Source organism: Trinickia sp. Y13 (genome assembly GCF_029522115.1).
Taxonomy (GTDB): Bacteria; Pseudomonadota; Gammaproteobacteria; order Burkholderiales; family Burkholderiaceae; genus Trinickia.
The window spans coordinates 198,963-225,398 of record NZ_JAKWFK010000003.1 but is presented as its reverse complement, the minus strand read 5'-3'; the positions used below and the strand labels follow the sequence as shown (position 1 = coordinate 225,398).

The following is a 26,436-nucleotide window of genomic DNA, read 5'->3' as shown; positions in this document are numbered from 1 at the left end:
CAAGGCTTGGACGACGTACGTCATGTGACACCGTTCGTGGGGCTTTGATCGAGGTCAAGCTGCGAGTCCTGGAACAGCAAACAATGAACGTATCGGTGCACGGAGATTGGCACAGCTCGAGGGCTCCCGACTCAGAAGACCTTTATGGATTGCAGTCTCTACGCATCGAATCCCGCCTTTAATTGAGCACGACGATGAAACTACCCTTGGTGAGGAGCAAGCGTGGCCTCCGCACTGAGAAGATTCCCACCACGGTGCCGACATCGGGGTACGCGGCCTGGGGGTACTCTCGAACAGGCATACGACCAGGCCGCTCGCGCAAGAGGCTGTCGAAATATTGAAGCGGGCCGTCGCACGAGAGGAGGCCGCGCAGCCGCGGGGCCTCGCCAAGCGCAACGGCGCGGGAAAGTCCGGCATGGCGCAACAATGACTCATTGCGATCTTGATGACACTCGGAACGGCCCACGGGTCCGGCGTCCCCGCCCGCACCGCGACAAGCGGACGCGGCTTGCCGACTGGCACCGCATGGACCAGGCATTACAGCGCGCCTGCACCTATCCGCACCCAGCGGGTCGCCTAGTGCGCATCGAAACGCACATTTCGGTGGTCTATCTCGCGGGACGTTACGCCTACAAGATCTGCAAACCAGTCAAGCTTGGCTTCGTCGACTTCACGACGCGACATGCACGGATGCGATGCTGCCGCGAGGCCCTGCGACTGAACCGCCGTCTTGCCCCATCGCTCTACCTCGCCATCGTGCCCATCAAGCGCACCGGGCGCACGTTCAAGATCGGCGCGCTCGGCACGCCGTTCGAATACGCGCTCAAGATGCGCCGCTTCGACGAGCGAAAGACGTTATCCGCACTGCTCGTACGCGATGAGTTACGTACCGTCGACATCGACCATATCGCGGCTCGACTTGCCTCGTTCCATGTCCGCGCGTCCCGCCACGCCCCGAACCCTTTGTTTGGCTCCGCCGCAAGGATGCGTGAACAGTTGGATAGCGTGCTCGCCTCGCTCGATCGAGAGGTCCCTTCGCGCGTCTCGTCCGGCATGGTCAACTGGTGTCGCGAGGAGATGGCGCGGCTTCACGCGCACATCGATATGCGGCAACATCGAGGTTTCGTGCGCGAATGTCACGGCGACTTGCATCTGGACAATATGGTGCGTCTAGACGCTGACGTGGCGTTCTTCGATTGCATTGATTTCAGTGACGAATTGCGCTGGATCGACGTCACGGCTGACATCGCGTTCGTCGTGATGGACTTGCTCGCGCACGAACGAGGCGATCTGGCAATACGTTTTCTGAATCGATGGCTGACTTCGACGGGTGACTTCGCAGGGCTTCCCGCTTTGCGGCTATATGTTGTCTACCGGGCGCTCGTGAGAGCGCTGGTGGCGGCCCTCAAGCGGCATGGCAAGCCGCGCGATGACGCTGATGCCACTGCGTTGGAAAACTATCTGCGTCTTGCTGCGCGCCTCATTGCACCACCGCAGACGTTCCTGATTCTTTGCCACGGTTTCTCGGGATCGGGTAAATCCGTGGCAAGCGAAGCACTGGCGCAGCAGATCGGCGCGATTCGCATCAGCAGCGATATCGAGCGCAAACGCATGACGCAACCGCTCGCGGCCGCGCAGAAGCGCTCCCTTGAATCGGCTGCCTATACGCGCGAAGCGATCGATGCCAACTACGCCCACCTGCGTGCCATTGCAAGCCAACTGCTGGAGGCCGGCTTTCCTGTGATCGTCGACGCGAGTTTCCTCAGGCGGGTGCATCGTTCGTCATTCATCGCACTTGCTGCGGCTCGCTCGATTCCTGTGTTCGTCGTGGATTTCCAGGCCGACCTCGGCATACTCGTCGAACGCCTGCGAAAACGAGCGATGCAGGCGGGCGAAGCATCGGACGCAGACGAAACCACCTTGAGGCTCCAGCTGACGGAAGCTGAGCCGCTGACATGTGACGAATCGGCGTTGGTCGTCACGATCGACACCGCGGCTCCCCTCGATTCGTTCGACGAGCAAACCTTCTGGGGCGCTTTGCTCGATCGCCTCGCCGCTTCTCGCGGGTGGCTGTCGGATCAGCACGCACCTGCGAGCACTATGACGCAAGCGCGTAGTCCAGCGGCCAACGCTCGCGCAAAAAGTCGATAATGTTCAGATCCAGCCCCGGAGACGCACAAGTCCAGACGACTTCGCCCTCCTTGAGCTTGTTTAGCTTCTCGCACCGGATGCCTGCATGCGTGAGCGGCAGACTGCGCTTTCGATACCACTCGAGGTCGGCTGCGGCCGCAGGATCATCGCAGTAGAACAGCCACTCGGCCACGAACGCGTCTTGTGCGCGTTCGAGCGCATGACACAGTTCCTCCGGCACCGGAGAGTGGTGGCCCGCATCGATTTCCATCGGCGGATAGGCCAGCACCCAATCGTCGTAGACGTCGTCCTCCACGCTGTGATAGAACGCCGTCTCGTGCGTCGAGTAGTACCGATCGAGCACGAAAAACGCCGCAGCGAACTTGGCACCGGCCGGCCCCGTGTACCAGCCGTAAACGTTTTCGCCTTCGACCATGATCATGACGGCGCACATGAGGCCCGGACCGTCTGGCTCGAAAGCCAGGAAACTAAAAGGTTCAGTCATTCCATTTCCCCTGGAAGCCAATTCGCGCCTTCTCCTGATTCGATGAGAACTCCGAATCGATTTTTTCGACGCGGGCTCGATAGGCTTCGCCTTCGAATGTGGCGGGAACCACTACCTACAAATCTTTCACGAGCTGGCGCATCGGGTGCAGGAGCATTCAACACTTCTGCATGCATGCTGCGCCATCTACGGCGCCGGACTTTTGATCCCCGTCAACCCTTGAGGCCGGCGGCACCTTGCCGGGAGCGTCCCCACCCTCACCCCGACCATCTCCCAGCGGGCGACCCGAATATCGGGGCTGGGATGAAATAAGTACGCCTTCGGCTTTCGCCATCTGGCAGTACGTATCGGCGAGGTCGAGCCTATCGGGGGCGCGTTCAGCTCGAGATGGCAATCGCATACGCGCGCTTTCCGAATTACGAGCACGCGCCCGCTAGATTGCGAGAGGCGCGCACGCGAAACGGTTTCGCACCTTGTATTTCGAGAAGATTCGCGATCTCGGAAAAGATCCGCCGCCATATCGTCGTTATGAAGTGGCATACGGCGCCTCTCCAAAGCAGGCATCGTCCGCCCCCATCACTCATCAGCTGACAACACTGAGCCGCGCGCCGATGTGTCGGTACAGCAACCGGCTGGACGGTGCAAAGATGGCAATGAACAACGTATTGCTCACTACCGGCAGGTCGGCGGCCGGCGCCTTCGCCTTGAAGGCCGCTGGCTCTATACTGCTTACCAATCGCGCGATTCCGGACCAAATCGCAACCTCGCTGAAGTACATTCCGATCACTGCCATAGCTGCAGTGGTGACACCGTCGTCTTTAGCTCGGCGGAACATGGATGGTCGGTTCGGGCCAGCGAAAAAGTCGTCGGCCTGCTGATCGCGTGCGCGGTCCATCGGCGCACGTCGAATACCTGGATGACGATATCGAGTGGAATCCTGGCCCTCGAACTCATGAAGATGGTTTATTGAAAACCGGTGCCCCCACTCTCATTTGTCCGGCTGCAATCGATATGAAACAGATTCTGGTGTACGCCGACTCGCTATCCTGGGGCATCGTTCCCGGAACCCGTCAACGCTTGACGTTCAACGCGCGCTGGCCCGGCGTAATGGAAAACACCCTTCGTATGCGAGGAGTCGCAGCACGCGTGTTCGAGGACTGCCTGAACGGCCGCACGACGGCATGGGAAGATCCTTTCAAGCCCGGACGCAACGGCATCGTAGGCATTGAGCAAGTGATCGAGATGCACTCGCCTCTCGACTTGGTGATCGTGATGCTCGGGACCAACGATTTCCAGATGGTCCACGACAACACCGCACGGCATTCGGCAGAAGGCATCGGCGCATTGATCGATGCTATACGCCGTGCTCCTGTGGAACCCGGCATGCCCGTGCCCCCCGTGCTGATCGTCGTGCCGCCGGCTATCAGGGTTCCCGATGGCCCCGTCATGCCCAAGTTCCTGGGCAGCGAAGGCCGGTGCGTCGGCTTGGCAGACGCGTACGGCGATATCGCACGACTGCACGACTGCATGATTTTCGACGCAGGGACGGTGACGATGACGAGCCACCGAGACGGGATTCACCTCGACGCCGATCAGCATGCGGTGCTCGGCAAAGCCATTGCGGACATCGTCCAAGTTGCGCTCCAGCCTCTGCAAAGCGGAGAGTCTGCGCTCGACGGAGCCGAGGATATTCGGCGACGGTGAACAACGAATAGCGTCGGCACTTTTGGTTCAACCCGGCATTTCAGCCTTTGGTCGCGTGACCCAAGCGCTAAAGTTGACAGCGAACAGCCTATTGCTCCGATCGAGGCCAAAAAGAAAAGCCCCGCGAATCCGAGAACTCGCGGGGCTTTGTCACCGCTTTTGGCGGAGACGGAGGGATTCGAACCCTCGATCCAGGTTTTGGCCCAGATGCTCCCTTAGCAGGGGAGTGCCTTCGACCTCTCGGCCACGTCTCCCAAACTTGTCGTTGCACCGGGAGGCAGCGCAACGAGACCAAGATAATAACGGGAACGGTTGCGCAGGTCAATTTGTGCGACGCATTTTTTTACCGCATCGCCCATTCACCCTGCGGCCGCGCATGCGCGACCGGCCCCGCACCCGCTCATGACGAACGCAAGACCGCCGCCCGCTTAGGCCTGATCGAGTTCGAACGCCTTATGCAGCGAGCGCACGGCCAATTCCATGTACTTCTCGTCGATGAGCACCGAGATCTTGATTTCGGAGGTCGAGATCATCTGGATGTTGATGCCCTCTTCCGACAGCGTGCGGAACATCTTGCTGGCGATGCCCACATGCGAGCGCATACCCACGCCCACCACCGACACCTTCGAGACACGCGGATCGCCCACGACTTCCTCGGCATTCACGTGACCCTTCACGTGATTGACCAAGATATCCATCGCACGCTGATAATCGCCGCGACCGACCGTGAACGTGAAATCGGTCTTGCCATGCACGCTCTGGTTCTGAATGATCATGTCGACGTCGATGTTCGCGTCGGCCACGGGCCCGAGGATCTGATAAGCGATGCCCGGCTTGTCGGGCACGCCGCGCACTGCAATGCGCGCTTCGTCGCGTTGGAACGCGATGCCGGAGATGACTGCTTTTTCCATGGTCTCGTCTTCTTCAAAAGTGATCAGCGTGCCCGATTTCATTTCTTCCTCGAGCGGAATCATCGGGTCGGTCAAGCTCGACAGCACACGCGTCTTCACGCGGTACTTGCCCGCGAATTCCACGGATCGAATCTGCAGCACCTTCGAGCCGAGGCTCGCCATTTCAAGCATTTCTTCGAAGGTGACGCGATCGAGCCGGCGCGCTTCTTCGACCACGCGAGGATCGGTGGTGTACACACCGTCGACATCCGTGAAGATCAAGCACTCGTCGGCTTCGAGCGCGGCGGCAACAGCCACCGCCGACGTATCCGAGCCGCCGCGGCCCAGCGTCGTAATATGCCCTTCGGGATCGACGCCCTGAAAGCCCGTGATCACGACCACTTTTCCCGCGTCGAGATCGCGCATCACGCGCTCGCCGTCGATTTCGCTGATGCGCGCCTTCGTGTAAGCGCTGTCGGTCTTGATCGGCACTTGCCAGCCCGCATAGCTCACGGCTTCGATGCCGATATCTTGCAACGCGATCGACAAGAGGCCCACGCTCACTTGCTCGCCCGTCGCGGCAATCGCGTCGAGCTCGCGCGGATTGGGCTGACTCGAAATCTCTTTGGCGAGACCGAGCAAGCGATTGGTTTCGCCCGACATCGCGGAAGGCACGACGACCATCTTGTGCCCGGCCTTGTGCCACTTCGCGATGCGCTTTGCGACGTTCTTGATGCGCTCGACCGAGCCCATCGAGGTGCCGCCGTATTTATGTACGATGAGTGCCATTGTCGTTCTGAACTGGAGGAGGAACCGCGCCGATGCGCCAAAAGCAGTACCGCAGGACTGCCGTTCGGTCTCGCGGCCTCGTGAGCGCTTCGACGACGACGAAGGATGGCTGCGAAAGCGGGTGCAGCATGCGCGGATTTGCCCGGATGCGAAGCGCCTGCTGCGGGCGCCTATCGCCGGCGCGGGTAGCGCGCAGATAGGCGGCGAATGCGCAAAATGCGCGCAAACGGCTGCGAAAGCGGATCGGGCGAGCCTTCGAGCGTACTTGATCGACGACGAAAAAACAAGCACCGGGGGGCGCCCCGTGTCAATCCGGCGCGACGCCGATCGCCCTCGCGGCACGCGCACACGCTAGGCGATCAGCAAGTCCGGACGCCACTCCAACCGCCTGCGTTCGTTACGCGCACGCAACGGCGGCAGCGACTGCGCCACTGCGCCGTTCACGCCAAGGAAGGGCACGTAAAGCAGCTTGTCGCCGAGATAGATGAGCGGCACATCGCGCTCCCAGGCCGGCACGCCCATCTCTTGGAACAAATTCTTCAGCGTGCGCGCCGCGCTGCCAACCGTGCGCTGCATGCGCTCCCCGCCCGTGCGCGCTCGCGCCGAAAGCGCAGCGGTGCCAAGCAGCGCGGCCGGCACCGTGTGCGCGCCGGCATCGTCTTCATCCGTCGGCACGAACACGAGCGAGCCGTGCCACTGCGGCAAATGCCATACCTCTTGTCCGCTCCAGGTCAGATGTGCAACGCGCTTGACCTCGCCCGTAGCCGTTGCGCTCGCTTGCTCGATGCGATCGGGCGGCGGCACGGCCGCAACGCTCGGCGCCGGTATCGCCTTCTCGATGGCGACGGTCGGGTTGAGCGACAAACGCGCGGGAGCGCGCTGCTCCCAGTAGATCTTGTCTCGATACAAGCGCAGACGGGCGCCCCCGTGCATCACGCTCAACGCATGTCCGTCGCGCGCTTCGCGCAGTTGCCGCAGCATGTCGCCCAGGCGCGCGGCCGATGGCGTCGGCAGCGCCGCCGAACGAATCCAAACGCGCATGACGTTCATCGCGCGTGCATCGTCCAGTGCAATCAGCGCCTTGCGCGAAAGCGCGGCCCCCTCGTCACGCGCGATCGTGCGCAAATCGATGTGCGCCAGTTCGTCGAGCAGCCGCTGCGCCGTGGCCGCGTGACGCGCCGTGCGCGCGAGCGCATCGCGAAAACCGGGGAAACGCGTCGACAATGCAGGCAGCACCTCGTGACGAAGTGCGTTGCGGGCATAGCGCGTGTCGGCGTTGGATTCGTCTTCGATCCATCGCAAACCGCGCAGATGCGCGTATCGCTCCAACTGCGCCCGCAGCAAATGCAAAAACGGGCGCACGCGCGGCGCCGCGGACGTCTCGTCGACGCGCTGCGGCGCCATCGCCGCGAGCCCCATCACACCGGAGCCGCGCAACAATTGCAGCAGCACCGTCTCGGCTTGATCGTCGGCATGGTGTGCAAGCCACAGCGCGGCCACGCCTTGCCGCGCGCACATGACGTCGAGCGCTCGATACCGCGCCTCGCGCGCGGCGGCCTCGATGCTTTCCCCGCCATCGCGCGCCACGCGCACGCGCTGCGCCTCGAAGCGCACACCGAGCGTGTGCGCGGCCGCCTCGCAGTGCGCAAGCCAACGATCGGCGTTCGGGCTCAGCCCATGATGGACGTGCAGCGCAACGCAGCGCGAAGCGCCCATCACGCGCACCGCCGCATCGAGGAGCACGCTGGAGTCGAGTCCGCCGCTGAACGCGATCGCCACGATCGCATCATCGGAAGGCAGCGCGGAAAGCGCGCCGCCGAGGGCATCGAGAACGATGCGCTCGGCGGCGGAATCGACTGAAGGTGTCACGTCGGTAGAGATTGAAACGAAACCTGCAGGCGACGGCCGAAGCCTCGTGCTGCCCGGCCTCCCGCGCCTTAGGCGCCGGGGAGGGATTCCTTGAATTTACCGTAAGACATGAGCCGCTCGAAACGGCGTTGCCGCAGATCGGGCACGCTCATGCCTTGGAATTGCCGCAGCGTATCGGCCAGCGCCCGGCGCAGCAAGGCGGCCATGCCTTTGACGTCGCGATGGGCACCGCCCAAGGGCTCGTTCACGATCTTGTCGATCAGGCCCAGCGCCTTCAGACGATGCGCCGTCAAGCCCAGCGCTTCGGCTGCTTCGGGCGCCTTGGCGGCGCTCTTCCAAAGAATCGACGCGCACCCTTCGGGCGAAATCACCGAATAGGTCGAGAACTGCAGCATCAACACGCTATCGGCCACGGCGATCGCCAGCGCGCCGCCCGAACCGCCCTCGCCGATCACCGTAGCGATGATGGGCGTCTTCAGTTCGGCCATGACATAGAGGTTGCGGCCGATCGCTTCCGATTGCCCGCGCTCCTCCGCGCCCACCCCGGGATAGGCACCCGGCGTATCGATGAACGTGAAAAGCGGCAGCCCGAACTTTTCGGCCAGACGCATCAAGCGCTCGGCCTTGCGATAACCTTCGGGACGCGGCATGCCGAAATTGCGCGCCGCGCGCTCTTTCGTATCGCGGCCTTTCTGTTGACCGATCACCATGCACGGATGACCGTTGAAACGCGCCAAGCCGCCGACGATCGACAGGTCATCGGCATACGCGCGATCGCCGTGCAATTCGTGGAAATCCGTAAACAGCTCGTTCACGTAATCGAGCGTATAGGGACGCTGCGGATGACGGGCGATCTGCGATACCTGCCAGGGCGAGAGGTTCGCGTACAGATCCTTCGTGAGCTGCTGGCTCTTTTTCGACAACCGCTCGATCTCTTCCGAAATATCGACCGCCGAATCGTCTTGCACGAAGCGCAATTCTTCGATTTTTGCCTCGAGCTCCGCGATGGGCTGTTCGAAATCCAGAAAGGTCGTTTTCATATGTTTCATTCCTAGAGTCTTGCGGCAGCGCGTATTCTAACCGTCCGCGCCCTTACCAGAATCGAGCAAATCTATCGATGCATATAATCGATAGCCATTGTCCCCTCCGCCGCCACGCTACGCCTCGGCCGCCCCGTCGAGGCTGCGCCACATGTACCAGGTCGCGACCGTACGCCACGGCTCCCAGTTCGCCGCCACTTCGCGCGCCTCGCTGCGCGTGACCGGTTCGCCGCTGAAGTAATTAACGCTGATCGCGCGGATGAGGCCGAGATCGTCGAGCGGCAGGACGTCGGGACGAGACAAGTTGAAGATGAGGAACATCTCGGCGGTCCAGCGGCCGATGCCCCGGATTTGCGTGAGTTCGGCGATCACCGCTTCGTCTTCCATCGACATCCATTTGTCGACGTGCAACGCACCGGATACGAAGTGCTGTGCCAGATCGAGCAAGTACTCCGACTTGCGCTTGGACAACCCGCAGGCGCTCAGTTTGTCCTGACCGAGCTTTCTAAATTGCTGAGGCGAAAGCTTCGGGCATGCGGCTTCGATCCGCTGCCACACGGCCTGTGCGGCCCGCACCGAAATCTGCTGGCCCACGACCGAGCGCGCGAGCGTCACGAACGGGTCGCCGCCGTTGATCAGGTGCACCGGCCCGAACTTGGGGATCAGTCTTTTCAGAATGCGATCGCGCTTGACGAGATCCGCGCAGGCACGATCCCAATAGGCTGGGCGCGTAATGGCAGGCTCGAGGCCACCGATCTGCACGGGCACGGCCGCCTGCGCGTCCTTGCCCGCGCGCGATTTGCGCACGATCTCGCCATCGGCGCCGCCTTCGCGCGAAAACGCTTGGACGTCGGCCGACTCGGGCGGCGCTGCGCCGTTGATTTTCGGCGGGCGCGCCGGCTTGTCTTTCGCACGCGTCGGCGCGGTTTTGGCCGACGCCGCGCGCTTCATGCTCGAAGCACGCTTGGCCACTGCCTTGTCGTCTTTGTCAGCGGTTGCCGCCGTTGCGCTCGCGCGTACGTCGCCCTTGCGACTTGTGCGCGCGGGCGCCTTTCTGGCCGTTGCCATCTTGCCTCCTGCCTGGCGAGTCGATCAGCGCAATGCGCGATGCGCGTTCGTCATACGCGGCGCCATTCGGTCAGCCCGCCCGGTTTGTCTTCAAGTGCAACACCGGCTTCGAGCAATTGCGCACGAATCCGGTCTGCCTCGGCGTAGTTTTTCGCCCCCTTGGCGGCGGCGCGCTCGGCGATCTTCGCTTCGATCGCGGCCGCATCGAGCCCGCCGCTCGCGCGCTCGCCCGCCGCGTGCTGCAAAAACGCGCGCGGATCCCGGCCGAGCAACCCCAAGGTGCCGGCCAGTGCGTGCAACTGCCGCGCCAGGGCTGCATCTCGAGTGCGATTGAGTTCCGTCGCGAGCTCGAACAGCACCGCGACGGCAACAGGCGTGTTGAAGTCGTCGTTCATCGCATCGCGAAAGCGCTGCGCATACGGCTCGCTCCAATCGAGCGGCGCGGTATCGGGCGTCACATCCTTGAGCGCCGTGTAAAGACGCGTCAGCGCGGCGCGCGCATCGTCCAGATGGACGTCGCTGTAGTTGAGCGGCGACCGATAGTGCGCGCGTGCGAGAAAAAAGCGCACGACTTCGGGATCGTACTTCGCGATCACGTCGCGGATCGTAAAGAAATTGCCGAGCGATTTCGACATCTTCTCGTTGTCGATCTGCACGAACCCGTTATGCATCCAGTAGTTGACGAACGTCTGCCCGGTTGCGCCTTCGCTTTGCGCAATTTCATTCTCATGGTGCGGAAACTGCAGATCTTGCCCGCCGCCGTGAAGATCGAAATGCTCGCCGAGCAGCGTGCATCCCATCGCCGAACATTCGATATGCCAACCGGGACGGCCGGGCCCGTACTTCGAATCCCAGGTGCAATCGGCCGGCTCGCCCGCTTTGGCGTGCTTCCACAGAGCGAAGTCGAGCGGGTCTTGCTTGGCGTCGTTCGCCGCCACGCGTTCGCCCGCACGCAGATCCTCGAGCGATTTGCCCGAGAGCGCGCCGTAGCGCTCGAACTTGCGCACCGCGTAATTGACGTCGCCATCCGTCGCTTGATAGGCATAGCCGTTCGCGACGAGTGCGTCGATCATGCCCAGCATTTGAGGAATGTAGTCGGTCGCCCGCGGATCGATGTCGGGGCGCTCGCAGCCGAGCGCATCGGCGTCTTCGTACATCGCCGCGATGTAGCGGTCGGTCACGGCCTTGATCGTCTCGCCGCAATCGACGGCGCGCCGAATGATCTTGTCGTCGACGTCGGTGATGTTGCGCACGTAGGTCACGCGATAGCCGAGCGCGCGCAGCCAGCGCTGCACGATGTCGAATACGACGAAAAGACGCGCATGACCGATGTGGCAGTAGTCGTAGACGGTAATGCCGCAGACGTACATCCGCACTTCGCCTGCACGGCGCGGCACGAAAAGTTGCTTGTCACGCGCGAGCGTGTTGTAGATGCGCAGTGATTCCATAGAGACGATGCGTGAGCCTGCAGCAATCCGCACTCGGCGACGCGCGTTTCGCAGCATTTCGCGATGAAGCGCAAACGGCTTGCGCGGTGCGAATACCTTTGCGCCACGAGCGCTTCAATGCGAGCGGCGCGAAAAGGCGACCACGACTGGCGGAGGACCGTTTGCCGTTCGAGGAAACCGACAAACGTTTTGTTAGAATGGGCCGGAGTATAACACCCAGACTTGAGCCTATGAAACCTTCCAGCGGCCGCATGCACCGTACTGCGGCCCTCGCCGCGGCCTCCGTTTTCGCCTTTACGCTCGCGGCCTTCACGAGCGTGGCGGCGCACGCGCAAACGTCGCCGGCCGTGGCCGACGACACGCCGCAAATCGATGCATCCATCGCCGCGCGAAATTGGAATGGCGCGCTCGCCGAACTCGATGCGCGCATCGCCTCGCATCCGCGCGACGCTCAAGCAAAATTCAAGCGCGGCACCGTCCTCGCGCGCCTGAATCGCGACGACGACGCAATACGCCAATTCACCGAACTCACGCAGTCGTACCCCGAGTTGCCCGAGCCCTACAACAATCTCGCCGCGCTGTATGCGAAGCAAGGCCGCTATGAAGACGCCCGCACCGCGCTCGAGACGGCCGTGAAGGCAAATCCCAGCTATGGGCTCGCCTACGAGAATCTGGGCGATCTATACCTGCGGCTCGCCGATCGATCGTACCGGCGCGCACAAACGCTCGGTGGAGCCAGCGCGCTCACCGCGCAGCGCATCGCTTCCATCGAGCAGATCGTCTCGCCCGCGAACGGCGCGAGCGCCGCCAAGGCGGCCGTACAGGCGCGCCCGGCCACCGTGCCGCCGCCCGTGAGGCCGCCCGCTGTCGAATTCGGCGGCTCGAACGGCATGTTCCCGGCGCAGCCCTACATTGCGCCGTCGCGCTGAGCACGGCATTTCATTCGATTTCTTCCACCCAGAGGACCCCATGAAAAGCTTTTGGTTGGCGCTCGGCAGCGCCGCTTTGATCGCGAACGCACCGGCTTTCGCGCAAACGAACGCGGCTGGCGCGCATCCCCAAGTGCTGCTCAAGACGACGGACGGCGACATCAAGGTCGAACTCTACCCCCAGCAAGCGCCCAAGACCGTCGCCAATTTCCTGGCCTACGTGAAATCCGGCCAATACAGCGGCACGATCTTCCATCGCGTGATCCGGGGCTTCATGATTCAAGGCGGCGGCTATACGGCCAGCTACGCCGAAAAGCCGACGCGCGCGCCCATCCCGCTCGAAAGCCGCAACGGCTTGAAAAACGCTGCGGGCACGATCGCGATGGCGCGCACGAGCGATCCGAACTCGGCAACCGCCCAATTCTTCATCAACACGGTAGACAACGCCGGGCTCGACTATCCCAATCCGGACGGCAACGGCTATGCCGTGTTCGGCAAAGTCGTGTCGGGCATGGACGTTGTAAAGAAGATCGAAGCGACGCCCACCACGACGCGCGGACCGATGGCGGACGTGCCGCAACAGCCGATCGTGATCGAATCGGCAACCGTCGTTTCCAAATAACGCCCCTCCCCGCCGGCGCGCCTTCGCGGCGCCGGCTTGGCTCTTCAAAAAGGAACCCATCATGGTAGAACTGCATACGAATCACGGCGTCATCAAGCTCGAACTCGACGCCGAGAAGGCGCCGAAGTCCGTCGAAAATTTCCTCAATTACGTGAAGAAAGGTCATTACGACAACACGGTGTTTCATCGCGTGATCGACGGCTTCATGATTCAGGGCGGCGGCTTCGAGCCCGGCATGAAGCAAAAGCCGACCGACGCGCCCATCGACAACGAAGCGAACAACGGGCTGAAAAACGTCAAGGGTTCGATCGCGATGGCCCGCACGAACGATCCGCACTCGGCGACGGCGCAGTTCTTCATCAACGTGAACGACAACGATTTCCTCAACCACACGTCGCCGACGCCGCAAGGCTGGGGCTATGCGGTGTTCGGCCGAGTCGTCGAAGGCCTGGACGTGGTCGAGAAAATCAAGAAGGTGCGCACGGGCTCCAAAGGCTTTCACCAGGACGTGCCGCTCGACGATGTCGTCATCGAGAAAGCGGTCGTAGTCGATTGAACACGAGCGTCATCCGAGACGCCGGAATATCGGCGCGGCAAGACACGGGGCCTCGCAACGTCGAGGCCAGCGTGCCGCACGAGCACGGCCGTACGCGTCCCCATGCGCCGCGCCCGCTCTTGCTCATCTCGGACTTGCACCTGAGCGCGTCGATCCCTCGCACGGTCGACGCGTTCGAGCACTTCATCCGGGTGACGGCCGATAGCGCCGATTCCGTGTTCGTCTTGGGCGACTTGTTCGACTATTGGATCGGCGACGACCGCCTCGGCGCGGATGCATTCGCCGCGCGCATTGCTGCCATCTTGCATACGCTCAGCGAACGCGGCATCGCGCTGTATGTCATGCATGGGAACCGCGACTTCCTGCTCGGCAAGCGATTCATGAAGGCGGCCGGCGCGATTTGGCTCCCCGACCCTTTCGTCATGACGGCATTCGGCTCGCGTATTGTGCTTGCTCACGGCGATGCGCTTTGCACGGCCGATCGCAAATACCAAGCTTTCCGCCGTATCGCACGTTGGCGTGCGCTTCAGTTGATGTTTCTCGCTTGGCCGTTCGCCTGGCGTCAGGCGCTGGCCGAACGCATGCGCTCATCGAGCGAGGAAGGCCGGGCGCGGCCGCCTTCGCCGTTATACGACGTCACGCACGAGAGCGTCGAGGCGCTGTTCCGCAAAAGCCATACGAAGACGATGATCCACGGGCACACGCACAAACCCGCGCGCCATCTGGAAGCGGGCGGCACGCGTTGGGTGCTGCCCGATTGGGATCTCGATCACGGCACCCGCCGTGGCGGCTACCTACGGATCGATGCCGAAGGGATCCACGCGTTGCCGTTGGATTGACGGCTCAACCCGTCCGGTCCAGATCGGTCTGCGCGTCGGCATGAACCATCGCGCCTTCGATCACGGCCGACAAGCGCCGCAGATCGACGCCCGCCCCGTCCACGCCGTGTAACGCCTCGAGCCGCGCGCCGAGCCGCTCGAGCGCGGCCACGATCTCATCGACACGCTGCGCCTCCTTGCCTGCGTGATCGATCAGCCCGTGCAATGCGAGCGATACCGGATCCTCCGCATTCGGCGTGATCCCGTATGCGCAGAACGAAGCCCGCTCGGGCGCCCGCTTGGCATCGGCCGGCATGATCACACGCGCCGGGTTGCCGACGGCAGTGCCTCCCGGCGGCACCGGCTTCACGACCACCGCGTTCGAGCCGATCTTCGCATCGGCGCCGATGGTGAAACCACCCAGCACCTTCGCGCCCGCGCCCACGATGACACCGCGCTCGAGCGTCGGATGGCGTTTCGCGCCGCGCGTGAGCAGCGTGCCGCCAAGCGTCACCCCTTGATAAATCGTGCAGTCGTCGCCGACCTCGGCAGTCTCGCCGATCACGATGCCCATCCCGTGGTCGATGAAGACGCGGCGGCCGATCGTGGCCCCGGGGTGGATCTCGATGCCGGTCAAGAACCGGGCGATCTGCGAGACGAAACGCGCAAGCCAGCGACGGCGCACGCGCCAGCAAGCATGCGCGAACCGATGCAGCACCAGCGCGTGCAGCCCCGGGTAACAGGTGAGCACTTCCCAAGCACTGCGAGCCGCGGGGTCCCGCTGACGAATCGTGGCAATGTCTTCGCGAAGTCTCTTGAACATGGTGGGGGCTCGCTAAAAAGCGCCGGAGCGCGGTTGCCCGTGGGCAACGCCGGCGGCGTCGTATATGACGTCGGGCGATTTGCTTATGAAGATCGGCTCGATTGTAGGGTGATCGCGGCAAACCTGCTGAACGCGCCTCGATCGCCCCTGCGCCAACCAGGGGCATTACCGCTGTCGCATGCCGATCGTGAGGCTTATCGAGATCGTTGGGCGGGCGGCGGCGCTCGCCGCGCGCACTGGCCGTTCACGGCGAAGACGATCGATCGCCGGCATGCGTTTTGAGCAGGATATGCTTTGCAATACCGCGCACGATATTGACTTCCTCCCGCTCCAAGCCGGCGCGCGCGAACAAACGCCGCAGCCGTGACATCAGTTTCTTGGGATTGGCCGGATCGAGGAACTCGAGCGCGATCAGCGCGTTTTCGAGGTGCATGTACATGCGCTCGACGTCCTCGCTCGGCGCGCGCACGCTCTCCTCGTCGGCCGAGGCCGGGGCGGCGCCCTGCTCGTCGGAGAGATAAGCCATGCGCAGTTCGTAGGCCAGCACCTGCACGGCCTGCGCGAGATTGAGCGAGCTGTATGCGGGGTTGGCCGGGATGTGGGCGAGCGCGCTACACCGCTCGACGTGCTCGTTCGACAGCCCGGTCCGCTCGTTGCCGAAGACGAAAGCGATGTCACCGGCAAGCGCGTGGTTGCGCGCCTCCTGGGCGGCCTCGCGCGGCGCGAGCTGCGGCGGCCCGTACTCGCGCATACGCGCCGTCAATGCGACCGACCAGGCGACGCCGGTGAGCGCATCGGCGATCGTCGGCACGATGCGCACCGAGGCGAGCACATCTTCCGCGCCGCTGGCCATCGCAATCGCCTCGGGCTCGTTCTGCACGAGCGGGACGCGCGGCGCGACGAGGACCAGCCGGGAGAACCCCATCGTTTTGATCGCACGCGCGGCGGCCCCCACGTTACCGGGGTGGCTCGGCTCGACGAGCACGAACAGAGTCGAGGTGAAGCCGCCATGCGGGCCCGACGCGCAGGTGTGAACGGTGGTCGACGGCGATTGCGACATAGAGCGATTCAAAGTGGGGAGGTCGAAAGAACGAGCGAATGAACGAGAAACGGCGAGCAAAGCGCCGCGTGCAGGTATGTTAGCGCGCTCGCCGAGGCGATGCGAACCCGATCGCGCCCGGACGCGGCAGATCGACGGGTTGCGGCAACGTTTGAGCCGAACGGGCGCCGACTCGGGTAAAATCCCGCTATTCGTGCGCGCGATTTGGGATCTGAACCACCCGAGCGCACATTGCTCTTCTTCAATTCGCTTTCGTCGACGGAATGCCTGCGCATTCCGGGCGGTTTGGCCCACCCGTCGCAGCGCTCGCAGCGCCGCGGTACAAGGAATCCGTTTTATGCATCCGATGCTCAATATTGCTGTCAAGGCCGCCCGTCGCGCCGCACAGATCATCAACCGCGCCTCGCTCGACTTGGATCTCGTCCAGGTCAGCAAGAAGCAGCACAACGATTTCGTGACGGAGGTCGATAAAGCGGCGGAAGTGGCGATCATCGATACCCTCAAGACGGCCTACCCCGATCACGCCATCCTGGCAGAAGAATCGGGCCGCTCCGAGAACGAATCCGATTACGTCTGGATCATCGATCCGCTGGACGGCACCACCAATTTCATCCACGGCCTGCCCTATTACGGCGTATCCATCGCGCTCGCGCACAAAGGCATCGTCACGCAAGCGGTCGTCTACGATCCCACTCGCAACGATCTGTTCACGGCATCGCGCGGCCGCGGCGCTTATTTGAACGACCGGCGAATCCGCGTCGGCCGCCGCGACCGCCTTGGCGACGCGCTGATCGGCACGGGCTTCCCTTTCCGGGAAAACGACAGTCTCGAAGCCTACTGTCGCCTGTTCGCCGACATGACGCGTGCTTGCACGGGCTTGCGCCGCCCTGGCGCTGCGGCGCTCGATTTGGCCAATGTGGCTGCCGGCCGGCTCGATGGCTTCTTCGAGCAAGGTATCAGCGCTTGGGACATGGCGGCGGGCAGCCTCTTGATCACCGAGGCGGGCGGCCTCGTCGGGAACTACACCGGCGATTCCGACTTTCTGCACCTCGGCGAAATCGTTGCAGGCAATCCCAAAATCTACGCACAGATGGTTCCGATCCTAAGCCCGTATAGCCGCACGGGGAAAGGCGCGAACTAAGCGTCGTTCGACGTCCGGCGCGGCGCCAACACGTGCGGCGGACCACGGCAAAAGGCGGCGGCGGCCGCCTTTTTGTTTCTCACGATCCTTTTCGATCTGCGAGCAGAGGCTCGTCGCGGCCAACGCATGGCTGGAGTCAGCCCCCGTCCTTTCGACGATCGTCGGACCGCGCTCGGCGGCGCATTGATCAGCCCCTACCTGCAATCGCTATAGAACACCCTGCATGGCTCGCGAGGTGACAGTCAAAATCAATTTGTTCGAAAGCAAAGACGTGGTTGCCTTTGCTTGAAGCGTTCGTTGGGGCCATCCGCCCGAAACTGTTCGCTCCATCCGCTGGGCCGCTCGGCACGGCACCGCCGAAATGCGCGGTTGCGCCGTCGAATCCCATAAAATGCTGAGCTTGGCTGCGAGTCGGTCCGAAGCACGTGGTGCGCGCGCGGCTCGGCGCGGCCATTGCACGTGCGCGAGGCCGGTCATTCGGCCGACTGCGCGATCAACGCGGCGCGCAGTATAGTCCGCCCACAGTCGCGCTGCCGCGGCTCCCGCGGCACATCGTCAATTGGAGCGCGCCGCGCCGTAGCAGGGACAGCCCGCAACCGAACACGTTTTTGCGAAAGCCACGAATGAAAACTGAAACCAGCGTCGATGCTCCGGCGGAAAGCACGCTCGTGAAGCATACGCCCTACATGCAGCAGTACCTGCGCATCAAAGCCGATCATCCCGGCACGTTGCTGTTTTTTCGCATGGGCGACTTTTACGAGCTCTTTTTCGACGATGCGGAGAAAGCCGCTCGCCTGCTCGACCTCACGCTCACGCAACGCGGCGCTTCGGCCGGCAATCCGATCAAGATGGCCGGCGTGCCGCACCATGCCGTCGAGCAGTATCTCGCGAAGCTCGTCAAACTTGGGGAATCGGTCGCCATTTGCGAGCAGATCGGCGATCCGGCCACCGCGAAAGGACCGGTCGAGCGCAAGGTCGTGCGCATCGTCACGCCCGGCACGCTCACCGACGCGGCGCTGCTCTCCGACAAAAGCGACGCCTACCTGCTCGCCGCCTGCCCCGCCCACAACAAGCGTGGCGTAACGACGGCGATCGGCCTTGCATGGCTCAACCTCGCCAGCGGCGCGCTACGGCTCGCCGAAGTGGCGCCGGGCGAAGTCGCCGCCGCGCTCGAGCGCATTCGGCCCGCCGAAGTTCTCGTTGCCGACGGCATGGCCGAACTCGTGCCCGGCGCGCCTTCGGGCACGCTCACACGCGTGCCGGCCTGGCACTTCGACGTCGCGTCCGGCATTCAAAGGCTGTGCGATCAATTGAATGTGGCGAGCCTGGACGGCTTCGGCGCCGAAGGCTTCACGAGCGCCTGCGGCGCCGCCGGCGCGGTATTGCTCTACGCCGCCGCGACGCAGGGCCAGCAGTTGCGCCACATCCGCAGCCTCAAGGTCGAAACCGAATCGGAATACATCGGCCTAGACCCCGCCACGCGCCGCAATCTGGAGCTGACCGAGACACTGCGCGGGGGCGAATCGCCGACACTGTGCTCGTTGCTCGACACGTGCTGCTCGACGATGGGCAGCCGCCTGCTGCGCCATTGGCTGCATCACCCGCCGCGCGCCGCGGCGGTGGCACAGACGCGCCAGCAAGCCATCGGGGCGCTCTTGGAAGCCGGCTCGGGCGCGAGCCTCGATCTCGTGCGCACCGCGCTGCGCCGCATCGCCGATGTCGAGCGAATCACCGGCCGGCTCGCACTGCTTTCGGCTCGTCCGCGCGATCTGTCGAGCCTGCGCGATACGTTCGCGGCACTGCCGGCACTGCGCGAGCTCGTCGCGGCAATGGGCGCCGACACCCCGCCGCTCGAACGTATCGGCGCCGCGCTCGAGCCGCCGACCGAATGCATGGACCTGCTCACGCGCGCCATCGCGCAGGAGCCTGCCGCCATGGTGCGCGATGGCGGCGTAATTGCGCGCGGCTACGACAGCGAGCTGGACGACTTGCGCGACATCTCCGAGAACTGCGGTCAATTTCTGATCGATCTCGAAGCGCGTGAGCGGGCCCGGACCGGCATCGGCAACTTGCGCGTCGAATACAACAAGGTGCATGGCTTCTACATCGAAGTCACGCGCGGCCAAACCGACAAAGTGCCCGACGATTATCGGCGCCGCCAAACGTTGAAGAACGCGGAGCGCTACATTACGCCCGAGCTCAAGACGTTCGAAGATAAAGCGCTCTCGGCGCAAGAGCGCGCACTCGCGCGGGAGCGTGCGCTATACGACGCATTGCTGCAGACGCTGCTGCCCTTCATCGAGGATTGCCAGCGCGTAGCGGCGGCGCTCGCCGAGCTCGATCTACTTGCCGCGTTCGCCGAACGCGCTCGTGCGCTAGGTTGGGTCGCGCCCGAGTTTTCCGATGACGCGGGCGTCGACATCGAGCAAGGGCGACATCCGGTGGTCGAAGCGCAAGTCGAGCAGTTCGTGGCCAACGATTGCCGCTTGAGCGCCGAGAGGAAGCTGCTTTTGATCACCGGGCCCAACATGGGCGGCAAATCCACATTCATGCGACAGACAGCGCTCATTGTGCTTCTGGCCTACGTCGGCAGCTACGTGCCGGCACGGCGCGCGCGCTTTGGACCGATCGATCGCATCTTCACGCGCATCGGGGCGGCCGACGATCTCGCAGGCGGCCGTTCCACGTTCATGGTCGAAATGACCGAGGCCGCGGCCATTCTGAACGACGCCTCGGAGCACAGTCTCGTTCTAATGGACGAGATCGGCCGCGGCACATCGACGTTCGACGGCCTCGCACTCGCCTGGGCCATCGCTCGCCACCTGCTGTCGGTCAACGGCTGCTATACGCTATTTGCGACGCATTACTTCGAACTCACTCAGCTACCGCTCGAATTCGCGCAAGCGGCCAACGTTCACTTGTCGGCCGTCGAGCACGGTCACGGCATCGTCTTCCTGCACGCCGTCAACGAGGGCCCTGCGAGCCAAAGTTACGGGCTGCAAGTGGCGCAACTGGCGGGCGTGCCGTCCGCCGTCATTCGCGCAGCGCGCAAGCACCTCGCGCATCTCGAACAGCAATCGGTCGCTCAAAGCACGCCGCAACTCGACTTGTTCGCCGCGCCCGTCTATGCCGAGGATGCACCGGACGATGGTGACGGCCGCGGCGACAACCCGGATGCAATGGGGCCATCGAGTCATCCTGCGCTAGAGCGGCTACGCGAGGTCGATCCGAACGAACTCAGGCCGCGCGACGCGCTTGATTTGATTTACGAGCTTCACGAGATCGCAAGCGCACCGCAAGAGCAACGAACGCGGGAGCCGAAGGCGTGATGGCCGTTCGTCGGGTGCGTGCACGAGGCCGTGTTGCACTCGTCGCGGCGGCCGCATTCGGTTGCCTGTGCTCGTTTGCGCCGCCCGCTTGCGCTGCGCAGCCGCGCTACGCTTTCGCGGTCATGTCGGGCGCAATCGGCAGCCAGGCCGACGCGCCTGCCGCGCAACGGCTGCTTGCCACGATCGGCCTCGATGCGCGCCTTTCGTTCGTCGTCTACGCCGGCAACCTGAAAGGCGCGGACGAGCCTTGTTCCGACACGCTCTATGAACGACGGCTGCAGTGGCTGCAAACGTCCGCGGTTCCGCTCGTTCTTCTCCCCGGGCAGCATGATTGGGCCGACTGCACAACGCCGGCAGCGGGCCGTTACGATGCCGCCGAGCGGCTGGATTTCTTGAGACAGACCATGTTTTCCGATGCGGTTTCGCTCGGCAGGCCCACGCTCTCTCTCACGCGCGAAAGCGAGGTCGCGCGGTTTCATGCGTTCCGAGAAAACGTGCGTTGGGAAACGGGAGAGACGGTCTTTGTCGGATTGGATATCGTCGGCGGCAATAATCACTATTCGGACGCAGGCGGCCGCAACGGCGAATTCGACGACCGAGCCATCGCCTCGGCATTTTGGCTCCAGCACGCAGCCGAATATGCCAAACGCCGCGCGGCGAAAGCGCTCGTGGTGTTGTTCGAAGCGGACCCGGACTTCTCTCGCTACGAAGAACACGCCGACCGGTTCGCTTGGCTGCGCTTCGCTCGCCATCGGAAACGCGACGGCTACCTCGAAATCAAGCGCAGCCTAGTGAACGCGGCCCGTATCTTCCGGGGGCCGGTCATCGTGATACATCACAGCGCGCATTCGCTGCCGGGCGGCTTCACCATCGACCAGCCGCTTTATAACGATAAAGGCACCCGCGTGGACAATTTGACGCGCATCGCCATTGCGCCGCGCGACGCCTCCACGCAATGGGTGCAATTCGACGTCGCCTTCGGCCACCCTGCGCCATTTCGGGTGAGGGTGCGCACCGCAACCACGGCCAGGGCCACTGCCACATCGAACTCGCCGTCCAACGATTCATGGCAAGCGCCGGCTTCGGCGCCTAACGCATCGGGGGCGTTGATTGGGCCGCTGCCCGGCATTCAGTACGTCCCGCCGGCGCCCTCTCTCCCGAGGCCCGCGCCCGCAATGCCGGCTTCGGAACCACCGCTTCTACCCGAAGACCCGGGAAGCGGCGCGGCGGCGTCCGCTACTGCCCCGTTGCAGGGGACGGCGCCGACGCAGCAGCCAACGAGCGACGAGCCTACGCCCCAGGAGGGGCCAGGCTCAATGCAGGGTGGGGGACCCTGACGCGCCTTCCTCGTCGTCATCGTCTTCGTCGATGACTTCGATACCTTCGGCACCATGCACGTGCGCGTGCTCGATTTCATCGGCAGTCGCTTCGCGCACCTCTTTGACAGTCAGCGCAAAGCGCAACGCCATGCCTGCCAGGGGGTGATTCCCGTCGAGCACGACCTTGTCCTCGGCCACGTCCGTGACGGTGTAGATCAGCGAGTCGATCTCATCGTCGCCGTCCTCAGGCGTGCCTTCGAACTGCATGCCCACCTCGAGCGGCTCCGGAAACCGGTTGCGCGGCTCGACCTTCACGAGCTCGGGATCATATTCGCCGAATGCGTCCTGAGGCTCGAGCTGGATCTGCGTTTGAAAACCAGGCTCGCGCCCGTCGAGTTCTTCCTCGATTTTAGGGAACGTGCCATCATAGCCGCCGTGCAGATAGACCATCGGCTCTTCGCTTTCCTCGATAAGGTTGCCTTGGGCATCCGAGAGTTTGTAAGCGACCGACACAACGGTGTTCTTCGCAATTTTCATCCAAGTCTCCAAAATACGGTTCCATTATACGATGCCCAAGCGGCCCCTCTACCATCGGAGCGGCACGGCCGCTCCATCTGCGCCCTCCGCTCCCTCGGCCCAGCCCCTTCGCCACCCGGCGCCTGATGTGCCAACGCCGCTGCTCGGCGGGCTGACGCCATCGCAATTCATGCGACAGTATTGGCAGAAGCGGCCGCTCTTGATTCGCGGCGCAGTGCCGGATATCGCACCGCCGCTCTCGCGCGAGGCCCTGTTCGAGCTGGCCGCTAGCGAGGACGCCGAATCGCGCCTCGTATCGCATGCACGAGGACGTTGGCGTCTCGAGCATGGCCCTTTCGCGCTCGACGCGCTGCCAAGCGTCAAACGCCGCGAATGGACGCTGCTCGTGCAAGGCGTGGACTTGCATGACGACCACGCGCGCGCCCTGCTGGATCGGTTTCGCTTCGTACCGGACGCACGTCTTGACGATCTCATGATCTCGTATGCAACCGACGGCGGCGGCGTCGGGCCGCATTTCGATTCTTACGATGTGTTTCTTTTGCAAGTGCACGGCCAGCGCCGCTGGCGGATCGCCTCGCAACGCGATCTGACGTTAAAACCGGGATTGCCCTTGAAGGTTTTACAGCATTTCGAGGCGCAACAAGAGTGGGTGCTCGAGCCGGGGGACATGCTCTATTTGCCTCCGCATATCGCTCATGACGGCGTCGCGATCGGCGAGTGCATGACCTGTTCGATCGGCTTCAGAGCCCCCAGCGCCAATGAACTCTTGGGCCAGTTTCTCTACTATTTGGCCGAGCGTAGCGACCTCGCTCGCTCACGAGCCGGCGAGCGCCTCTATCGTGACCCGCAGCAGGCCGCCGTCGTGCATCCGGCCGCCTTGCCGAGCGCTCTAGTTGCAGAACTTGGCGCAATCCTTGCTCGCGTGCGATGGACCGAACGCGACCTGGTCTCGTTCCTTGGCAGCTATTTGAGCGAACCGAAGTCGCACGTAGTGTTCGATGCGCCTGATCGACCGCTTGGCGAAGCGGTATTCATCCGGCGTGCGCAATCCGTGGGCGTACGTCTAGCCAACAAGACGTCGCTCCTGTATGGCACACGGACGTACTTCATCAACGGCGAGGAGTCGCAGCTTCCGCGCCGCCGGAAATGGCTCTTCGAATTAGCCGATGCAAGACGAATTGAAGGGAAACGCTTTGTAACACTCTCGTCCGACTCGTCGATGACAGCGCTGCTACACGAGTGGTATCGTGCCGGCTGGGTACGAGTCGGCGCATCCTCATGACGTTAGCCGTGCCCGCCCTATCGATTACGGTTAAATTCTGTATGAGAAAGGCAACGTATTGACCCTGCTTTGTCGACGGTCGGTACGAAAGTGCATATAATTTCCGCCCAAGCCGTGGGGAAGATTCACGCTCAGATGTGCGTCCCACCAGCGGCCTAGGTTGGTGTTGGAGCACATTACCGGTATTATTTCGCGCTGTTGCTTACCTTTAACCATAAAAGGACGTGATCATGAAGAAATCCCTCCTCGTAGCATCCCTGTTGGCGGCAGTTGCACTGGCTGCGTGCAACAAGAGCAGCGATCAAAACGCTGCCGCTCCGGCTAGCGACGCTGCCGCTGCTTCGGCCCCGGCTGCTGCTGCTTCGGACGCTGGCGCCGCTGCTTCGGACGCGACTGCTGCGAGCGACTCGGCTGCTGCCGCTTCGGGCGCTGCCGCTGCTGCTTCGGACGCTGCCGCTTCGGCTGCTGCTCCGGCTTCGGGCGCAAGCCAGTAAGCTGCTGCCTGCAACGAGGCAACAAAAAACCGGCCGCGAGCCGGTTTTTTGTTACCTATTCGAAACGGATTCGCGCCAAGCGGTTCCGTATGCCGCACATGGCCGCTGGCGCGCCCTCGCCCTCCCTGCCCTCAGCCGCACCCGAGCCAGTCGAAGCCAAGCGCCTGCGAAGCCACCAAGACGTCGTGCTGAGCCGCGCCCAACACGCCCGCCAACGCGGCCTGCGCGAGATCTGGGAGATTGTTCTGCTGACTGAGGTGGGCAGCGACAACCTGGGTCAAACGCGTCCGGTCCAAGCCCCGCAAAATGTCAGCCGCGGCGTCGTTGCTCAAATGACCGTGATTGCCGCCTATACGCGCCTTCAGTGACTGTGGATACCGGCTCGTCGCCAGCATCTGCACGTCGTGATTGCACTCGAGCACGAGCGCATTGCAGCCGTTCAGCATCGCGGTGATATGCGGCGTGCAGGCGCCGACATCGGTGAGCACCCCTAATCGATGCGCGCCGTCCGAAAACACGAATTGAAGCGGCTCACGGGCGTCGTGCGGCACCGTATAGGGCGAGAGCTCGATATCCCCGATGGCGGCCGTCTCATCGCCCCAGAGCACGTGCAAATCGATGCCAGCACTATCGGCTCCGACGGCCTTCGCCGTCCCCCAACTCATATACAGCGGCAACGACCACTTGCGGGCAAGCGTCAACGCGCTGCCGATGTGATCGCTATGTTCGTGGGTCACGACGATGGCATCGAGCGCATCGATGCCGCAATGAAGCCGTGCGAGCCGCCGCTCGAGCTCTTTCGCGGAGAACCCGCAATCGAGCAGCACCCGCGTGGTGGTGTGCTCGCTCGCCGCCTCGACGACGAGCGCATTGCCCTCGCTACCGCTACCGAGGCTGGCAAAGCGCATGGCAGGAACTAGTTCAGTTGCGCGTGCAGCAGGGAGATCAAGCGCTGCGCTTCGGGCGATGTGTCGATCTGGCCTTTCGCATCGACGACAGCCACTTGCGTGCCGCGCTCGACAGGCTGGACGCTCACGAGAAACTCTTGCCCGGTCTTCTGCTTGGACGCTCCGCTAAAGAACAGCTTGCCGAACAGACCGTCGCGCTTGAGCTCTTGCGTCGAATCGGCGTAGCGCACGTAGTAGATGCGCTTCTCGCGGTCGCGATTGTCTACGGTGAAGTTGGTGCGATCGAGCGCGAGGCCCACGCGCAGCCAAGCGACCTCGACGGCGTCCGAGAGATCGAGCGTCGTCGCACCGGCGTTCATATTGATCTTCGCGGGGGCTTCGGCGGGCTTGGCACTGGCGAGCAACTGTTTGGATTGCTCCTCCGTCAGGCCGAACTTCTGCATGAGCTTGGACAAGAACAGTGCCTCGAGCACCGGGTTGCGCGGACGCTCGATCCATCGCGACGACGTCTTGTCCTGTCCCGTCAACATCTCTTCCATCGCGCTGTGCGTGATCGAGATGTCCGTCGTGCCGTTCGCCCCGCGCTCGACGAGCGTACGGAAGCTGTCGCGCGTGCCCGAGGAATACGCAAAATCGATCACGCGACCAATGGTGCGACGGAACCAATCGTCGGGAATATTCGCTCGGTTTTCGGCCCAATCGGTCGTCATGATGCCCGTGGCGGGCGTATCGGTTTTAAGCGCGAAGCCGTTGTCCTTCCAAAACCCTTCGAGTTGCGGCCACAGTTGGTCCGGCGTGCGCCCGTCGACGACGAGCCAACGCCGATCGCCATCGCGCTCCACGTGCATACCGAGCGGATCGTTCGCGCTCGGCACGCCTTCGCTTGAATTCCCGGCCGCGGTCACATGGCGCGTCGGTGCGCCGCCGAGCGCGGCAGTGACGGGCGGCGCCGTGTACTGCGGCTGCGCCTGAGCCGTGGTTAGATCGCCCGGCACTTGCAGCGGGGGCGCTGCCCCCGTTTCCTTGTAATTGACGCGATCCGTGGCGAACCAATCGTTGAGCGTGTCGCAACCCGCAAGCGTCGAGATCGCGAGCACGAGCGCCGCCGCGCGGATGGCATGGGTAGAGAAAGCGGAACGTTTCATGAGGTCCTTCGTGATGCGCAACACATGCCT

At 63.3% G+C, this 26,436-nt stretch carries 23 protein-coding genes, 1 tRNA gene and 1 pseudogene; 11 read left to right on the top strand and 14 right to left on the bottom strand.

Translation table 11 applies throughout. The annotated features are described in order from the left end of the window. Positions 1-525: 525 nt before the first annotated feature. Positions 526-2,151, top strand: coding sequence for a bifunctional aminoglycoside phosphotransferase/ATP-binding protein (locus tag MMB74_RS07230; RefSeq protein ID WP_277427925.1), 1,626 nt, complete (start codon positions 526-528; stop codon positions 2,149-2,151). On the opposite strand, the gene MMB74_RS07225 is transcribed toward MMB74_RS07230, so the two are convergent. The 3 genes and pseudogenes from MMB74_RS07225 to MMB74_RS07215 form a co-directional block, all read right to left on the bottom strand. Next, positions 2,099-2,635, bottom strand: a complete 537-nt coding sequence (locus MMB74_RS07225) for a hypothetical protein (RefSeq protein WP_277427924.1) — start codon at positions 2,633-2,635, stop codon at positions 2,099-2,101. The genes MMB74_RS07230 and MMB74_RS07225 overlap by 53 nt on opposite strands. Positions 2,636-3,066: 431 nt before the next feature. Continuing rightward, positions 3,067-3,175, bottom strand: a pseudogene (locus MMB74_RS07220) (helix-hairpin-helix domain-containing protein); the annotation flags it as partial. Between the two features lie 43 nt (positions 3,176-3,218). Continuing rightward, complete coding sequence (locus MMB74_RS07215) at positions 3,219-3,470, bottom strand: hypothetical protein (RefSeq protein WP_277427923.1); 252 nt, start codon at positions 3,468-3,470, stop codon at positions 3,219-3,221. Between the two features lie 176 nt (positions 3,471-3,646). On the opposite strand from MMB74_RS07215, the gene MMB74_RS07210 reads away from it, so the two are divergent. Continuing rightward, positions 3,647-4,339 (top strand): SGNH/GDSL hydrolase family protein, encoded by a 693-nt coding sequence (locus tag MMB74_RS07210; RefSeq protein WP_277428190.1) that lies wholly within the window; start codon positions 3,647-3,649, stop codon positions 4,337-4,339. Positions 4,340-4,499: 160 nt separating this feature from the next. On the opposite strand, the gene MMB74_RS07205 is transcribed toward MMB74_RS07210, so the two are convergent. The 6 genes from MMB74_RS07205 to cysS form a co-directional block, all read right to left on the bottom strand. Further along, a tRNA-Ser gene (locus MMB74_RS07205) sits at positions 4,500-4,593 on the bottom strand. A gap of 174 nt (positions 4,594-4,767) precedes the next feature. Continuing rightward, a complete protein-coding gene (locus MMB74_RS07200) occupies positions 4,768-6,018 on the bottom strand; it encodes an aspartate kinase (RefSeq protein WP_277427922.1) in 1,251 nt (416 codons plus the stop codon). A 351-nt stretch (positions 6,019-6,369) separates the two neighbouring features. After that, a complete protein-coding gene (gene tilS, locus MMB74_RS07195) occupies positions 6,370-7,887 on the bottom strand; it encodes a tRNA lysidine(34) synthetase TilS (protein ID WP_277427921.1) in 1,518 nt (505 codons plus the stop codon). A gap of 68 nt (positions 7,888-7,955) precedes the next feature. Then, positions 7,956-8,927 carry an acetyl-CoA carboxylase carboxyltransferase subunit alpha gene (locus tag MMB74_RS07190; protein ID WP_277427920.1) on the bottom strand — a complete coding sequence of 324 codons (972 nt, stop codon included), beginning with the start codon at positions 8,925-8,927 and terminating at the stop codon, positions 7,956-7,958. 117 nt (positions 8,928-9,044) lie between these two features. Beyond that, entirely contained in the window at positions 9,045-9,995 is a 951-nt protein-coding gene (locus tag MMB74_RS07185) for a DNA-3-methyladenine glycosylase (RefSeq protein WP_277427919.1), read from the bottom strand. 50 nt (positions 9,996-10,045) lie between these two features. Further along, positions 10,046-11,443: a cysteine--tRNA ligase gene (gene cysS, locus MMB74_RS07180; protein WP_277427918.1), complete on the bottom strand. Its 1,398-nt coding sequence runs from the start codon at positions 11,441-11,443 to the stop codon at positions 10,046-10,048. 197 nt (positions 11,444-11,640) lie between these two features. Between cysS and MMB74_RS07175 the strand changes: the two genes are divergently transcribed. The 4 genes from MMB74_RS07175 (at position 11,641) to MMB74_RS07160 (ending at position 14,389) form a co-directional block, all read left to right on the top strand. Further along, positions 11,641-12,372 carry a tetratricopeptide repeat protein gene (locus MMB74_RS07175; RefSeq protein WP_277427917.1) on the top strand — a complete coding sequence of 244 codons (732 nt, stop codon included), beginning with the start codon at positions 11,641-11,643 and terminating at the stop codon, positions 12,370-12,372. A gap of 40 nt (positions 12,373-12,412) precedes the next feature. After that, complete coding sequence (locus tag MMB74_RS07170; protein WP_277427916.1) at positions 12,413-12,994, top strand: peptidylprolyl isomerase; 582 nt, start codon at positions 12,413-12,415, stop codon at positions 12,992-12,994. 61 nt (positions 12,995-13,055) lie between these two features. Then, on the top strand, positions 13,056-13,550 hold the full coding sequence (locus tag MMB74_RS07165) for a peptidylprolyl isomerase (RefSeq protein ID WP_277427915.1): 495 nt from the start codon (positions 13,056-13,058) through the stop codon (positions 13,548-13,550). A gap of 71 nt (positions 13,551-13,621) precedes the next feature. Then, a complete protein-coding gene (locus MMB74_RS07160) occupies positions 13,622-14,389 on the top strand; it encodes a UDP-2,3-diacylglucosamine diphosphatase (RefSeq protein ID WP_277428189.1) in 768 nt (255 codons plus the stop codon). 4 nt (positions 14,390-14,393) lie between these two features. Here the strand turns inward: MMB74_RS07160 and cysE are convergent, their stop codons facing one another. Together cysE and MMB74_RS07150 are read right to left on the bottom strand one after the other, a co-directional pair. Beyond that, positions 14,394-15,191, bottom strand: coding sequence for a serine O-acetyltransferase (cysE, locus tag MMB74_RS07155; protein ID WP_277427914.1), 798 nt, complete (start codon positions 15,189-15,191; stop codon positions 14,394-14,396). A gap of 244 nt (positions 15,192-15,435) precedes the next feature. Then, positions 15,436-16,251 carry an RNA methyltransferase gene (locus MMB74_RS07150; RefSeq protein WP_277427913.1) on the bottom strand — a complete coding sequence of 272 codons (816 nt, stop codon included), beginning with the start codon at positions 16,249-16,251 and terminating at the stop codon, positions 15,436-15,438. Between the two features lie 337 nt (positions 16,252-16,588). On the opposite strand from MMB74_RS07150, the gene MMB74_RS07145 reads away from it, so the two are divergent. The 3 genes from MMB74_RS07145 (at position 16,589) to MMB74_RS07135 (ending at position 22,058) form a co-directional block, all read left to right on the top strand. Then, the gene (locus tag MMB74_RS07145) at positions 16,589-17,392 is read left to right on the top strand and encodes an inositol monophosphatase family protein (RefSeq protein ID WP_277427912.1); all 804 of its coding nucleotides are present in this window, start codon (positions 16,589-16,591) and stop codon (positions 17,390-17,392) included. A 623-nt stretch (positions 17,393-18,015) separates the two neighbouring features. Further along, entirely contained in the window at positions 18,016-20,721 is a 2,706-nt protein-coding gene (gene mutS / locus MMB74_RS07140; protein ID WP_277427911.1) for a DNA mismatch repair protein MutS, read from the top strand. Beyond that, positions 20,721-22,058, top strand: a complete 1,338-nt coding sequence (locus tag MMB74_RS07135) for a hypothetical protein (protein WP_277428188.1) — start codon at positions 20,721-20,723, stop codon at positions 22,056-22,058. The genes mutS and MMB74_RS07135 overlap by 1 nt, the downstream gene beginning before the upstream one ends. On the opposite strand, the gene MMB74_RS07130 is transcribed toward MMB74_RS07135, so the two are convergent. Further along, entirely contained in the window at positions 22,035-22,577 is a 543-nt protein-coding gene (locus MMB74_RS07130) for a peptidylprolyl isomerase (protein ID WP_277427910.1), read from the bottom strand. The two genes, MMB74_RS07135 and MMB74_RS07130, sit on opposite strands and share 24 nt — an antisense overlap. A gap of 31 nt (positions 22,578-22,608) precedes the next feature. Between MMB74_RS07130 and MMB74_RS07125 the strand changes: the two genes are divergently transcribed. Both MMB74_RS07125 and MMB74_RS07120 read left to right on the top strand, forming a co-directional pair. Next, the gene (locus MMB74_RS07125) at positions 22,609-23,859 is read left to right on the top strand and encodes a cupin domain-containing protein (RefSeq protein WP_277427909.1); all 1,251 of its coding nucleotides are present in this window, start codon (positions 22,609-22,611) and stop codon (positions 23,857-23,859) included. Positions 23,860-24,089: 230 nt separating this feature from the next. Continuing rightward, positions 24,090-24,353 carry a hypothetical protein gene (locus MMB74_RS07120; protein ID WP_277427908.1) on the top strand — a complete coding sequence of 88 codons (264 nt, stop codon included), beginning with the start codon at positions 24,090-24,092 and terminating at the stop codon, positions 24,351-24,353. Between the two features lie 131 nt (positions 24,354-24,484). Here the strand turns inward: MMB74_RS07120 and MMB74_RS07115 are convergent, their stop codons facing one another. Both MMB74_RS07115 and bamC read right to left on the bottom strand, forming a co-directional pair. Beyond that, on the bottom strand, positions 24,485-25,261 hold the full coding sequence (locus MMB74_RS07115) for an MBL fold metallo-hydrolase (RefSeq protein ID WP_277427907.1): 777 nt from the start codon (positions 25,259-25,261) through the stop codon (positions 24,485-24,487). An 8-nt stretch (positions 25,262-25,269) separates the two neighbouring features. After that, positions 25,270-26,406, bottom strand: a complete 1,137-nt coding sequence (gene bamC, locus MMB74_RS07110; RefSeq protein ID WP_277427906.1) for an outer membrane protein assembly factor BamC — start codon at positions 26,404-26,406, stop codon at positions 25,270-25,272. Positions 26,407-26,436: the final 30 nt, after the last annotated feature.

Coding starts and splice junctions, on each gene's coding strand:
- MMB74_RS07120 (WP_277427908.1), top strand. CDS start 24,090: ATGAAGAAATCCCTCCTCGTAGCATCCCTGTTGGCGGCAGTTGCACTG.
- mutS (WP_277427911.1), top strand. CDS start 18,016: ATGAAAACTGAAACCAGCGTCGATGCTCCGGCGGAAAGCACGCTCGTG.
- MMB74_RS07170 (WP_277427916.1), top strand. CDS start 12,413: ATGAAAAGCTTTTGGTTGGCGCTCGGCAGCGCCGCTTTGATCGCGAAC.
- MMB74_RS07135 (WP_277428188.1), top strand. CDS start 20,721: ATGGCCGTTCGTCGGGTGCGTGCACGAGGCCGTGTTGCACTCGTCGCG.
- MMB74_RS07130 (WP_277427910.1), bottom strand. CDS start 22,577: ATGAAAATTGCGAAGAACACCGTTGTGTCGGTCGCTTACAAACTCTCG.
- MMB74_RS07175 (WP_277427917.1), top strand. CDS start 11,641: ATGGGCCGGAGTATAACACCCAGACTTGAGCCTATGAAACCTTCCAGC.
- bamC (WP_277427906.1), bottom strand. CDS start 26,406: ATGAAACGTTCCGCTTTCTCTACCCATGCCATCCGCGCGGCGGCGCTC.
- MMB74_RS07145 (WP_277427912.1), top strand. CDS start 16,589: ATGCATCCGATGCTCAATATTGCTGTCAAGGCCGCCCGTCGCGCCGCA.
- MMB74_RS07165 (WP_277427915.1), top strand. CDS start 13,056: ATGGTAGAACTGCATACGAATCACGGCGTCATCAAGCTCGAACTCGAC.
- MMB74_RS07200 (WP_277427922.1), bottom strand. CDS start 6,018: ATGGCACTCATCGTACATAAATACGGCGGCACCTCGATGGGCTCGGTC.
- MMB74_RS07230 (WP_277427925.1), top strand. CDS start 526: ATGGACCAGGCATTACAGCGCGCCTGCACCTATCCGCACCCAGCGGGT.
- MMB74_RS07190 (WP_277427920.1), bottom strand. CDS start 8,927: ATGAAAACGACCTTTCTGGATTTCGAACAGCCCATCGCGGAGCTCGAG.
- MMB74_RS07225 (WP_277427924.1), bottom strand. CDS start 2,635: ATGACTGAACCTTTTAGTTTCCTGGCTTTCGAGCCAGACGGTCCGGGC.
- cysE (WP_277427914.1), bottom strand. CDS start 15,191: ATGTTCAAGAGACTTCGCGAAGACATTGCCACGATTCGTCAGCGGGAC.
- MMB74_RS07115 (WP_277427907.1), bottom strand. CDS start 25,261: ATGCGCTTTGCCAGCCTCGGTAGCGGTAGCGAGGGCAATGCGCTCGTC.
- MMB74_RS07210 (WP_277428190.1), top strand. CDS start 3,647: ATGAAACAGATTCTGGTGTACGCCGACTCGCTATCCTGGGGCATCGTT.
- MMB74_RS07150 (WP_277427913.1), bottom strand. CDS start 16,251: ATGTCGCAATCGCCGTCGACCACCGTTCACACCTGCGCGTCGGGCCCG.
- MMB74_RS07125 (WP_277427909.1), top strand. CDS start 22,609: ATGCCCAAGCGGCCCCTCTACCATCGGAGCGGCACGGCCGCTCCATCT.
- MMB74_RS07185 (WP_277427919.1), bottom strand. CDS start 9,995: ATGGCAACGGCCAGAAAGGCGCCCGCGCGCACAAGTCGCAAGGGCGAC.
- cysS (WP_277427918.1), bottom strand. CDS start 11,443: ATGGAATCACTGCGCATCTACAACACGCTCGCGCGTGACAAGCAACTT.
- MMB74_RS07215 (WP_277427923.1), bottom strand. CDS start 3,470: ATGTTCCGCCGAGCTAAAGACGACGGTGTCACCACTGCAGCTATGGCA.